Source organism: Aerococcus viridans (assembly GCF_002083135.2).
GTDB lineage: Bacteria > Bacillota > Bacilli > Lactobacillales > Aerococcaceae > Aerococcus > Aerococcus viridans_C.
Genome location: NZ_NBTM02000001.1, coordinates 107,496 through 120,352 on the forward strand (window position 1 = coordinate 107,496; position 12,857 = coordinate 120,352).

Below are 12,857 nucleotides of genomic sequence, written 5' to 3' on the forward strand. Positions count from 1 at the left end.
TCTTTATCCTATGTTGCCCCTTGTCTTGTCCTTATTTTCCTATCCTTATTTGCTTAACCAGATCCGGTCCAAAAAATCGACTTTTGATCCTGCTGTAGCGACTTGGTCGCCTACAATTAATGGTCGTTTAATTAACATGCCCTGTTCAGACAGTAAGGCTAAAAATGCCTCTTCTGACATATCGGTTAGCTTGTCTTTTAAGCCTAATTCACGGTACAAACCGCCTGATGTGTTTAATATTTTTGTATATTTACCGTCTACTTGGTCCAGTGCCCAGGCAATTTCTTCAGCCACGGGTGGTTGATCACGGATGTCGATGATTTCCCCAAAGGTTAACCCTTGGTCTTCCAAGTATTTTTTCACCTTTTGTGTTGTGGAACATTGTTTTAAGCCATACATTTTTAGCACCTGACTTCATCCTCTCTCTTTCAAGTTTCTCCCTACCATCATAGCAAATTTTGTCCTTCATTAAAAGACGATTAAATTCCCTTGAAGAATGACCACTCTTCGCTAAGCTAAATGATCAAAAAAAAACTAGCCCTTTGAAAAAGAACTAGTCTACTTAGCATAAATTTACTTTCAGTTTTAAATATATGCTGTCGTTATTTAGCACCTTTCTTTAATCTTGGTAAAAGCTTTCGATTGCGTTGGTTGCTTCTTTAGTTAAGGCCAAGTTTTGAACATGGATGTCATAGTTTTTCGTCATATAAGAAAAGAACAGCAGGTCAATGGCATAAAGCTGGGCTAACAGGGAAATGGTTGCCCCACTCCGTAACAAAGCCTCCTTGGTATCAGCCGTATGTAAGGGAATATCGGCTAAATTGGCAAGCGTATTGGCACCTGATTTAGTTAAAGAAACGGTTTTTAAACCGAGTTCTTTGGCCATCTTCATAACTCTGGTTCCTTCAGCTTTTTCACCTGAATTGGAAATCCCAATATATAGTGAGTCTTTTGGGGCAATGGCCATGGCTGCGACTAGTTCGTGTTGGTCTTGGGTGACCATGACTTGCTTACCAATCCGGGTAAACTTTTGCCGGAAGTCTTGGGTTACAATATTTGATGCACCGAGCCCATATAAAAAGACCATTGGACTAGCCATAATCCAGTCCGTAACTTGATCGATATCTTGGTTTAAGAGACTGACATTGGTATCGGCGAAGACCACACTGGCATTGGTTGCCAACTTTTCTTTGATAGTATCTAGACCTTCGTCTGCATCAATATCCGTATAGTTTAAATCACTTCTTTGACTTGTTTGTGCAGATAAAGCGAGTTTTAACGCGGTAAAGCCACTGATCCCAATCGAATGGCAAAAACGGATAACCCCTGCTGGACTTGACTTGGCCTCTTTTGCGAGCTCGGTCGCGTTCATCTGGATAACGTCTTTTGGCCGCTCTAAAACAAGTTGACCAATCTTTTGTTCAGACTTGGGTAAGTCTTTCAGCATTTCATTGATTGTTTGAAGGACATTTCTTGCCATCTTGCACCTCTCTATCGTCTCATTTCACAAATTTAAAGGGCTGCCAGCAAGGAGTTGACAGCCCTTTTCCACTTATTCATATCTTACTATAAATTGTCTAATGCTTCCATGGTATTTGATGGTGATCCGGTAATTTCACTGGCTTCTTGGGCAGTTTGGGGCACACCGAAGAAGTAAGTTAGGATGAAGCCACCAATATAAGCTGCGACAAGACCCATGACGTATGCTGGCCATTGTCCATCAGCAATCAGGGGAATTAAGGCAACACCTGAGGGACCGATTGCTGTGGCACCTATGCCACCTATTGCACCTAAGACTGCACCACCGATACCGCCTCCTAAGCAGGCTGTTATGAATGGTCGACCTAATGGTAAAGTTACGGCATAAATTAATGGTTCACCTATTCCTAAAATCCCTACAGGTAATGATCCTTTAATAATATTGGTTAATTGTTTATTTCGACGACATTTCAACCATAATGCGAAGGCAGCACCAACTTGTCCAGCTCCTGCCATCGCAAGGATTGGTAGTAGAACGGTTTTCCCTGTAGCTGCAATCATTTCAATATGAATTGGGGTAAGAATTTGATGCAATCCGAACATGACTAAAGGTAGGAAGGTTGCACCTAAGATAAAGCCAGCAAATGCACCGCCAACTTGTAATACCCAGTTAATTGTCCCTACAAGTGATGTAGAGATAAACCCTGCGATCGGCATAATTAGGAAAATCGTCATCATCCCAATAACTAGTAGAGAAATAGTTGGCGTTACAATGATATCTATGGCATCTGGAATAAATTTACGTAAGCCTTTCTCAACCAGTGACAAGAGGTAAACGGCGATGATTACACCAATTACCCCACCTTGACCTGCCGCTAAGTCGCCGCCTGTAAAGATATTTGGAAGTGGCGCCTCAGGTAACATACCAGTTAAGTAAGTAACCCCTGCAACAACCCCACCAAGGCCTTCTGTTGCACCGAATACCCGGGCAGCATTAATACCAATGTAAATATTTAAGTAGGCAAATAGCCCATTTTGAAGAATTTTAAGGACAAGGAAAATGTTGTCCCACATGCCAGGCTCTAATGCACCCGCCGTCAACATATTTTGAATAATTGAGGCAATCCCCCCAATAATACCGGCCCCAACAAAGGCAGGAATTAAAGGCACAAAGATAGAGGCAATGACTTTTAGTGCTTGTTTAAAAGGTGTATTATTCTTTTGTTTTTGTTTGTTTTTATTTTCTGCAGTGATTCGTTCAGCTTCAGAACGCCCTGAAGTTAAATCTTGGTCAAGATTTTCATGAACTTGACGCCCTTGTTGGACATTTCCTTGGTCGGCCATGACAGTGGCTACTTTGGCTGCCGTCCCTGGACCAACAACCACTTGTAAGGTGTCCCCATCTTCAACGACACCCATAACTCCTTCAACTTGCTTCAGGGCTTCCATGTCCACTTGTTGGTCATCTTTGATGTTTATCCGAACACGAGTCATACAGTTGTAGACTTTACTCGTGTTAGTTGGTCCGCCAATATGTTGGTAAATTGCTTGTGCTAAACGTTCTTCATTACTGGTTTTAGCCATGATACCCATCCCCTTATCATTTGATTACTTGGTTAACAAAACCATTGGCTGCATTAATTTTTTGGCTGGCTTCTGTCGCATCTAAATTAGTTAAAATCATCACGATGGCGACTTTGACATTTTGATTGGCAGCTTCAAAATAGTTTGCTGCATCTTCATAAGTACATTCAGTTGCTGCCATAATAATCCTTTTTGACCGTTCTTCTAACTTTTCATTGGTCGCTTGCACGTCCACCATCAAGTTTTGATAGACCTTACCGATACCAATCATCGATACCGTTGACAACATATTTAAAATCAACTTTTGTGCTGTCCCCGCTTTTAGTCTGGTTGATCCAGTTAAAATTTCCGGTCCACAGTCCACTTCAATTGGAATCTGGGCATAACCACTAATTTTTGCCTCCTTGTTGCAGGCAATTGAGACTGTTTCGGCTCCAACACTTTGCGCATACTTCAAGCCACCAATGACATAAGGCGTTCGGCCCGAAGCAGCAATCCCAACAACTGTATCATTGGCATTTAAGTTCAACTTTTTGAAATCTTCTTCTGCCAAGGTCAGGGAATCCTCAGCGCCCTCAACCGCTTCAACCATGGCCTTGTCGCCACCCGCAATCAAGCCGACCACCAAGTCTGGTGAGACCCCAAAAGTCGGTACACACTCAGCTGCATCCAAGACGCCTAAGCGACCAGACGTTCCGGCCCCAAAATAAATTAACCGGCCGCCAGCTTTTAAAGACTGAATAATCATTTCAATCGCCGCTTCAATTTGTCCAAGCGCTTCCGCAATCGCTTCAGGCACCTGTTGGTCTTCCTTATTCATCAGCTCAAGTACTTGACCAACTGACATCTGGTCCAAATGCATCGTATTTGGATTCCGCTTCTCAGTCGTTAACTGATTAATTTCTACACTCATCTCTTTTCCTCCATTACTTATGCAACAATTTAAATGTTTGTCCTGGTCCAATGAAGGCAATCAAGTCTCTATCTGCCTGAGTCACCCGTCCAACCACATTCACTTTCTCATCTTCTAGTAAATCGACCTTACAAATTTGTACTTCTCCCTGGTAGCGTCCGTAGCCTTCATTATCGACAGTGATAGCGCCAAATTGTCGCGCACTAGTATTCACTGCTTTGATTGAGTCATTTGGCCTTAATTGTCGTCTTGATTCTTGGCTCCTAACCACTAAAGCTGCCGCATCTTGCCGATTAGTATGGTCACCTAAAATCCATTCCACCTGTTCAGCAACCGCGTCCCTAGCACTTTCCACCCTTAAACAAATCCTGTTTTTTTCAATATATTCTTTAAATTGAAAAAGGACATCCCGTGAAATTGCTGGGTCACCGATATAGACATCGTCAATATAGCCATTAGTGATTAAATCTAGAGTTCCCGCCATAGGATGCAGGCTTCGGTGGGCTTCAACCGTCGGCAAGCCAGCGTGGATTGGCCCTCTCATTTTGTCATCACCAGGGACAAAAGCCATGGTCCGAAGACCCGTCGACTTCAGCCAACGGTTGTGGTGTTTAAAGGTGTCCATACCTAAGCCAGTTTCTGGGCGCGGATAGTAGTTATGCCAAGCGGTGATATGGCTTAAATCCGCTTGATAATAGTGGAGTTGATCTAGATCTTGTGCAGTCAGTGTGCTCGCATTTAAAGCGATATGAATTTCACGACTTAAACGAGCTACCGTTTCAAATCCAATGCCATAATCAATCCGCAGACCCGTAATCCCTAGATCAATGATTGGCCTGATATCTTCAAATGACCCACCAATTTTATGGAGGCTGGTCCCTGAAATATCCACGACTAGCGACAAGTCACAAGCCTTCGCGATAGCTCCAAGGTCCCGCATCCTATCTAGATAGGCAGTGGGATCATCTTCTGGAATATGGATTGATGTAAAAATACCAGTAAAACCAGCAGCAACCATGCGGTCGATGTGACCACGGTCAATTTCTTCATTTAAATATACGGAAAAACCATACATATACTCACCTCAATCAGACTCTAACTTGCTCTCTTTTTGTTTGAAAGCGTTTTACTTCAAATTCATTATAACACGTTGAAATATTTTTTCAATAAATTACGAATTTTCTTGAAAAAAACATATAGATGAAATTAAATTACATCATTCGATAAAAAAAGACCCAAGCTGCCTAATTAGAGACAACTTGAGTCCTTTGAAAAATGTTTGATTATTCGTTAATGTTACCTAAACGTACAGTATCGCGAACGATCACTAACTCTTCATCAGTTGGAATTGTGTATATCGCAACTTTTGAATCTTCGCTAGAGATTTTTGCTTCATCACGTGTATCATTTGCTGCTTCATCAATCTCCATACCAAAGAATGCCATATGGTCATCAATGATTGCTGCACGTGTACGTCCTGAGTTTTCACCTATACCAGCTGTAAATACAACGGCATCAACGCCACCCATAACTGCAATATATTGACCAATATATTTACGTACTCGGTCATAGAAGATTTCTAATGTAGTTTGTGAACGTTCGTCACCATTATCTGCTGCATCTTCAACATCACGCATATCTGAAGATACACCAGATAAACCTAATAAACCAGATTTATTGTTTAAGATAGAAATCATTTCATCAATATCCGTAATATTCAATTTCTTCATTAAGAATTGAACTAGAGATGCGTCGATATCACCCGAACGAGTACCCATTGTAATACCTGCTAATGGTGTGAAGCCCATTGAAGTATCAACAGATTTACCACCGTCTACAGCAGTAATTGAACCACCATTACCTAAATGGCAAGTGATAATTTTTAAATCTTCAATTGGTTTACCCATTAGTTCAGCTGCTCGATTCGCTACATATCTGTGTGAAGTACCGTGCGCACCATAACGACGAGCACCAAACTCTTCATAGTACTCTAATGGAATAGAATATAAATAAGCGACTTCAGGCATTGTTGTGTGGAATGATGTATCAAAAATCCCAACAGCTGGTTTGCCTGGTAATACTTTTTGGAATGCACGAATGGCACGCGCTTCTGGTCCATTATGTAGAGGCGCAAATTCAGCTAATTTGTCAATGTTTTGGATTGCTTCATCATCTAATAATGTAGAGTCTTTAAAGATTTCTCCACCAGCTACCACTCGGTGGCCGGTACCTGAAATTTCATCATAGCTAGTGATAATGTTTAAAGTGTTTAATTTGTCTAACAAGAATTCAGTAGCTACTTCGTGGTCAGCAATATCTATAACATCCTCAAATTTTTGGCCTTCACCATATTTGATAGAAACATTAGAGTTACCGATTCCGATACGGTCAATTTGACCTGACGCTACAACATCTTCACTAGGCACTTCGTAAATTTTAAATTTTAAACTAGAAGAACCTGCGTTTACAGCAATTACTTTAGACATGCTTTCTCTCCTTTAATCTTAAATCAATATTATTTTATATACTTCATTATAACATGACATGTTTCGTTATGGTAAAGACATTTGTATTCTATTCCTTGTGAAATGCATTTTTTGCAAAGTAGCTATTTCAAAACCTACTTCATTTTCTCAAGAAAGTTTTCAAAAGCCCCCAAGAACTTGGGCAATTCTTCCTTACTCTTCAAGTCCGGAATTTCACCTACAAGTACATTCTCACTTTGTTTAGCCTTGTCGCCCGCTTTCTGCACTAATAAAATAGCTTTTCTAGATTTCTCATTATTGAAAAGATTGCTTGGTAGTGACAGTAAAGCTTGGAAATAACCATGCTCACCAATGGCTTCAATTAAGGTCTTAATATTTTCATCTTGGATTAGCCCAGAAGGCACAATATAAATACCCCAACCATTCGGTTTCAAGTAACGTAATCCTTGTTCTACCATCAAATAATGAACAAAAGCATGTTGCCCTTCCTCACGGTTTTTTGCTGAAGAATAGGTGTCAGCTACTTCATCCACTGGATAATAGCCTAAGGGTAGGTCACCTACAATTAGATCACTTGGTGGGACAATCAGATTTTGTAATGAATCCCCTAAATATAAACTAGCTGGGATATCTTGTAGACGCGTGGAAACGTCCGCAATTGACAACATTAAGTCATCATTATCATAGCCAAATCCTTGAATTTTATAACCAGATGCCTTCAAAGCATTATAAATAATGGCGTACAAGTTTCCAGTCCCCATTGTCGCATCAAAGAAGGTGATCTCAGTATCATCTGCTTTGTCAGCTAAATGCCCTTGATCTACCAGTTTAGTGGCAAAATAGCCCATTAAAACGGCGATAGCTTCAGGTGTCATATGGTAATTAGCTTGTAATTGATCAGCTTTTTCCCCTTCAATAAAGGCAAATTGAACCGCCTTACGAATGTCTTCAGCTTCGAATTCTTGGAGATTGACATTGCTATAAATCTCTCTCAATTGCTCAGCCTCTTCATCACTTGGTCGTTGGTCGATTTGTTGCACTTCGCCATCAGCAAGATTTTGCAAAGTTTCAAATAAAGCTTCTAGGTAAGAAAACTCCAGCGCTTCCTGAATCAAAATCGTTGAGTCATGCAATACACCAAATAATTGGTTGATATTTTCTACTGACATAGTACTTCCTCTCTCTCATTATCCTACTACATACCTATTTTCAAGGAAGAATGGCTTCCTGTCAATCATTGCGACTATAGTCCGGCCTAAAAACATGGGCTCTACAATATATAGGACTGATGACTTTTTAAAAAAGTCATTGGTTCTATTTTTTTTACAAAAAAAGAAGAATCTCCATTATCATAAAGTTAACGACAACCATGATAAGATAGGAGATTCCCCGTATGAATAAGTTTATCAATACCACGTTGCAATTGAAAGATGAAAATATAATTTTCGAAGATAAAGTTGAAGAAATGACAGTTAAGAATGTAAAGTCACTGATTTATTTCGGCAGGTTAGATGTAAATCCTCAGTATTGTCCAGCCTGCGGCTGCGCTAAACAAGGAAATAGTATCGTTAAGAATGGATCTAAAAAATCAAGAATCACGCTAACAAAGATATCAGGGTTACCTGCCTACCTTGAATTACGAAAACAACGATATCACTGTAGAGAATGTAATAGCTACTTCACTGCTAAATCAGAGATAGTCGGTGATAACTGTTTTATTTCTAAGCGCGTTAAACGGATGGTATTAGACTTTGCTACCAATGCGTTGACGCTTAAACATATCGCAGAGACATGCAACGTTTCTGATCATACAGTTCAACGGGTAATTAATGGTGCTGGTAAAGACCTTAAACCTAGCATCTTCGATGCGTTACCTGAGCATATTGCTTTCGATGAATTCAAAGGTGTAAAGCATGCCGAAGGAAATATGAGCTTTGTCTTTATAGATAATACGGATTCACGTATTGTAGATGTGCTAGGAGATCGCAGAAAATTCAAGCTACGTGATTACTTTTTTGCCTATCCGTTGAAAACTCGTCAGAAAGTTCAAACAGTTACAATGGACATGTACATGCCTTATATGGAAGTCGTTAGAGAGGTATTTCCCAATGCCAAAATTATTATTGATCGCTTCCACTTAGTTCAAGCGTTAAATCGAGAATTGAATAAGTTACGTATTGAAGTAATGAATGCCTTTAGAATTCCAGACCATAGATTGTACAACAAATATAAAAGATATTGGCGACTATTCTTAATGCCCCGAGAAAGCCTAAGTTCATGGGATTATCAATCATTCAAGTTATTCGATTGGCTTACGAATACCGGTGGTATTTTAGATTATTTACTGGACAAGAATCCATTATTAAAAGACACCTATAATCTTATCCATAACTTGCGTGAGTCGCTCCAAGAGAATGATTCTGAAGCATTTAAAGCTCAGTTAGCGCAGTCCAAGTTAGTTAATTTACCAAGCGGACTAAGACGAGTGTTGCGTACATTTATCAAACTTCAAAGATATATTGGGCATACTTTCAAATATAAACACTTAACGAATGGCCGAATAGAAGGTTTGAATAATAAAATTAAGGTCTTAAAACGGATAGCCTATGGATACCGAAACTTCCAAAATTTTAGAACTAGAATATTAATGACGAACAAGCTATATCTAAATGAAATACCGGTAGTACAAGCAGCCTAAGGGCTGCTCTGAAAGCATAGTATAAAGATGAAAATGAATAATGGAAAAGAGTATATAAAAAACCAGGCAATCTAATGATTACCTGGCAGATATTACTCATCAGTCCTATTTGACGAAGAGCCAAAACATGATATGCCACCATAGATACATCCACCTTGTCTTTCTGCCAAAAAAGCACCGATAGCCTAAGTTGTTCTAGGCTGATAATAGGATTTTTTCAGGCAAAATAAAAACGCCTGAACCTTAAGTTCAAGCGCTCTTTGAATATCAAATTATTCAGCAGCTACTGGATAAACTGATACTGATGAATGCTTTAACTAGACATCGCTATAAGTAGAAAATACATAAAATCAACTTTTTAATTTTATCACAGGTCACCACAGATAGAAAAAAGAAAAATATTTGCCCCTTTTTTGCCCCTTGTTTTATAGGGGCTTTTTTCTATATTAATGTAGATATTTCCTGTTCAAACTCACTAACAACATCCCTGCTGCCTTTGGTCATCTCAAATACATATCTATACCCGTCAATTACCACGATTGCATAGGTAATGTATTTATCATCTATTAATCTAAATAGACTGAACACAGGACTACCCTTATAAATGGTTAACTTAGCATAGTCTAAGTTTGAGGTGTAGTCTTTTGATTGTAACCATGTAGGTATGCTGAATGTATTACTTACTTTATTTTTTGATATTAATTTCATATTATCACCGAATATATTATAACAGGAAACACAAAAAAAGCCCCTACCTTCGATTAAGGAAGTAAGGGCTTTTAACGTGCTAAGTTGGGAGCGAAGCACATGAATATTATAGCTTGAGTTAGATGAAAAGACAATCACCACTGGTTAGGTAAGGGATGCTGCAAATTATTACATACATATATATTGATTTCACTCAGTTTCCTGATCATCTTCTCTAATAATTTTAAATAATCTACGCATATTATAAGAAGAAATAACAAAAAATAAAGCGCCTATAAAAATAAAATAAATCAATATGTAATCAATTAACTTTGGAATTTCATCTGAGGGAATAAAAAGTTGTAAGACCCCAATCAAAAATGAAATGATAAAACTATCTAATGAAATTTGAGTTGAGAAATGATACTTGTCCATGTGTCCAACCTTATCTAAAAGCTTTATTGTTGGGCGTGAGCTAAATTCCATCATATTTGCATTAATTGTATAAACGAATCCTGCAAAAACAGAAGAAACAGTCAAAAGATTTTCTCTAGTGCTAGTAGTAAATTTTAGTGTAAAGAAACACGAAGCAATCAAAAATATAATTGAAAAAATCAGAAGAAAACTTAAATTCAATTTATTTCGTACTGCCCTAACTTTAATTCCATTAATAATTTTACCATTCATAATTACACCTTTTTATTTTAGAGTGCCAAGGTAACTTTCTATATCCTGTTTATTTTTCTGATACTCATCAGTAATCACACCAAATATTTCAGTATCAAAAGTTTCTATATCAATAAAATCATCATCTTTAAAATTTATTTTTTTGATAAATTTATGTTCTTCCAAGTTATAATCAATCGAAAGGCTCTCATCAGAATCTTTCGCTTTTGCAGTAACTTTATCTTTTCCAATAAAAAAATTACTTAGCCACTTAAATCGTTCTGTTTCGTCACCGGATAAGATTGATTTTTTTCTAAACTCTGGTTTTATAGTTACAGCAATTTTTACACCTTTAGTATGCTGTAAGTCTCTATATTGTTCTTCTGATAAACCCGTTATATCCATACTAGCCCAACTCGGTATCGTCATTTCATATTGTATAGACCCTATGATTTCTTTGCTAGCAACCGTTTTTAAAACATTGGGATCTAGTAGAGGTGTTAATCTTCCTTCTTTTCTTGGAGAAGTATTATCGAATAAATTAGATATGGCATAGCCTAAGTAATCAATCTTGGGTGCTCCAACTTCTTTTATATAGCACACAGTAAAATTATTAGTATCTAGAAGGAAATAAGAAAATTTTTCTAATATTCTTTCAGGGTTAACTGCTTTTCTATTGACTATCAAAGTTTCTCTATCCCGAGTTTGAAAATTCCGTATATCTTGTTCGCTACATAATTTACCAAAAACTAGACTACCTTTTCTACCAGTTATTTCTAGAACAGCATCTTTTTTTCTTTCAGCCTCAATTATATATATATCTTTACTTTTTAGAATTTCTTTATTTAAAGCTTCCCAAATATTCTGTTTATCTTCTAATTTAGTGATTGGTTTAACTTCATCTTTAATGGTGCTCACGTTATCCATATCTAAGCGATAAAAGTGTACAGTTTTCATTAGTTTCTCCCCCAAAATTTTAATAAGCTTAACTTATTATACAAAAAGAGGACAAAAACACAATGATGCGTTGTCCTCATCTCAGCCTATTAATCTTTTGAAAGATTAATTATATTATAGAACTTACGTTCGCAATATGCAACAAAAAAGAGGTAGCAGACCGAAGCCCACTACCTTTTTGAGAATTGTAATTATTTAATTATTCCCCATTTTGGACCATATTTTGACCCGCCGTAGTATTCACGAATAGGAATATATCCTTGGCCACCTTTAACCCGTGTATATTGCAACCAGACATAACCATTACCAATGTGGACTGTATGGTATGTCACATTCTCACCCTTATAGTATTTTGTTATACGATTAGCTTTAGTTGTGGGCGCATCTCTAACAATAATAGTTTCGTTAGGATAGAATACACCTTTTTCACTGTATTTCTTAACGATACCATTTGCTGATGTTTTCGCTTTAGCAGTAGTCGTCGCTACAGGTTTAACTGTCGTATTACCAGCATTATAGTAATCTACAACCATTTGTTTAAACTTAGCCCATGTGATACCATACCAACCATCCATAATTTGAGACGGACAGTGTTTACCTGACCAGTCATAATGACGTACAACGTCTTTAACCGGATCCAAACCATTGTCACGAACAACAATAGCAACTGTCTCCGCTAAGTTGTGAATCATCTTAACATAGTCACCATCAACGTTGATGCATCCCTCGATACCAATAGAATGTTTATTACCATCTCCAGCACCGTCCCCAGCGTGATAACACTGCCATGAGTACTCAAATGATTGAATCGATTCTTTATCATCCGTTTGAATGTGCCAGCTAGCCGGATAGATAGTTTTTTGCAGTTTCGCATGCATTTTAGCATTCGCACCTTTTCCACGATTCCCTGTTAAATGGACGGTTACTTTACGTTTTTGGTTTTTATTCCCAAAACCGTTCGTTCCAGCTACTGTTGGTGCTAGGTCCTTTTTAATCGTTAAAGCCATTATTTGCCCTCCCCTTTATTGTCTTGGTCAGTACCTTTACCGTCTTTGACAATACCATCTTCTTGCGATTCAATTTCTTTCATTAAATTCTCAACAGTTTTGATTTCTTCTGACATAATTATTTATCCCCTTTACTTGATTGCTTAACCAGCTCGTTACCAAATACAGTCACACCAGCTACAAGTACAGCTTGAACGATATTGTTAGCAGTATAAGCACCTAACACCAATGGTGTGAAACCGATACTGACAACTAATAACACTAACGGTATCCATTTGTTTGATAGTAATTCTGTACCTTTTACAATCTCGCCAATAATAAAAAGGACCGGTATCATTACCAGTCCTTCTTGCACGACATAATTTAAAATGTCCATATAC

General features: G+C 38.0%; 12 protein-coding genes. 1 reads left to right on the forward strand and 11 read right to left on the reverse strand.

Annotation, left to right across the window (positions count from 1 at the left end; all coding sequences use genetic code 11):
• Positions 1-45: 45 nt before the first annotated feature.
• From A6J77_RS00455 to A6J77_RS00485, 7 genes are all read right to left on the reverse strand, one after another.
• Positions 46-399, reverse strand: coding sequence for a Spx/MgsR family RNA polymerase-binding regulatory protein (locus A6J77_RS00455; protein WP_227645174.1), 354 nt, complete (start codon positions 397-399; stop codon positions 46-48).
• Between the two features lie 220 nt (positions 400-619).
• Complete coding sequence (locus tag A6J77_RS00460; protein WP_083067593.1) at positions 620-1,480, reverse strand: MurR/RpiR family transcriptional regulator; 861 nt, start codon at positions 1,478-1,480, stop codon at positions 620-622.
• An 86-nt stretch (positions 1,481-1,566) separates the two neighbouring features.
• Complete coding sequence (locus A6J77_RS00465) at positions 1,567-3,063, reverse strand: PTS transporter subunit EIIC (RefSeq protein WP_083067594.1); 1,497 nt, start codon at positions 3,061-3,063, stop codon at positions 1,567-1,569.
• Positions 3,064-3,079: 16 nt separating this feature from the next.
• Complete coding sequence (gene murQ, locus A6J77_RS00470) at positions 3,080-3,976, reverse strand: N-acetylmuramic acid 6-phosphate etherase (RefSeq protein WP_083067595.1); 897 nt, start codon at positions 3,974-3,976, stop codon at positions 3,080-3,082.
• Positions 3,977-3,989: 13 nt separating this feature from the next.
• Complete coding sequence (locus A6J77_RS00475; RefSeq protein WP_083067596.1) at positions 3,990-5,051, reverse strand: DUF871 domain-containing protein; 1,062 nt, start codon at positions 5,049-5,051, stop codon at positions 3,990-3,992.
• 208 nt (positions 5,052-5,259) lie between these two features.
• Complete coding sequence (locus A6J77_RS00480) at positions 5,260-6,462, reverse strand: acetate/propionate family kinase (RefSeq protein ID WP_083067597.1); 1,203 nt, start codon at positions 6,460-6,462, stop codon at positions 5,260-5,262.
• Between the two features lie 134 nt (positions 6,463-6,596).
• Entirely contained in the window at positions 6,597-7,631 is a 1,035-nt protein-coding gene (locus A6J77_RS00485) for a class I SAM-dependent methyltransferase (protein WP_083067598.1), read from the reverse strand.
• 224 nt (positions 7,632-7,855) lie between these two features.
• Here A6J77_RS00485 and A6J77_RS00490 point away from each other — a divergent pair, with 224 nt between their 5' ends.
• The gene (locus tag A6J77_RS00490) at positions 7,856-9,160 is read left to right on the forward strand and encodes an ISL3 family transposase (protein WP_083067599.1); all 1,305 of its coding nucleotides are present in this window, start codon (positions 7,856-7,858) and stop codon (positions 9,158-9,160) included.
• An 897-nt stretch (positions 9,161-10,057) separates the two neighbouring features.
• Here A6J77_RS00490 and A6J77_RS00500 read toward each other — a convergent pair.
• The 4 genes from A6J77_RS00500 to A6J77_RS00515 all read right to left on the reverse strand — a co-directional run bounded on the left by A6J77_RS00500 (position 10,058) and on the right by A6J77_RS00515 (position 12,853).
• Positions 10,058-10,534 (reverse strand): hypothetical protein, encoded by a 477-nt coding sequence (locus tag A6J77_RS00500; RefSeq protein ID WP_083067601.1) that lies wholly within the window; start codon positions 10,532-10,534, stop codon positions 10,058-10,060.
• 12 nt (positions 10,535-10,546) lie between these two features.
• Positions 10,547-11,470 (reverse strand): hypothetical protein, encoded by a 924-nt coding sequence (locus tag A6J77_RS00505; RefSeq protein WP_083067602.1) that lies wholly within the window; start codon positions 11,468-11,470, stop codon positions 10,547-10,549.
• A gap of 191 nt (positions 11,471-11,661) precedes the next feature.
• Positions 11,662-12,477 (reverse strand): N-acetylmuramoyl-L-alanine amidase, encoded by an 816-nt coding sequence (locus A6J77_RS00510; RefSeq protein WP_083067603.1) that lies wholly within the window; start codon positions 12,475-12,477, stop codon positions 11,662-11,664.
• 118 nt (positions 12,478-12,595) lie between these two features.
• Complete coding sequence (locus tag A6J77_RS00515) at positions 12,596-12,853, reverse strand: phage holin family protein (protein WP_083067604.1); 258 nt, start codon at positions 12,851-12,853, stop codon at positions 12,596-12,598.
• Between the last annotated feature and the right edge of the window lie 4 nt (positions 12,854-12,857).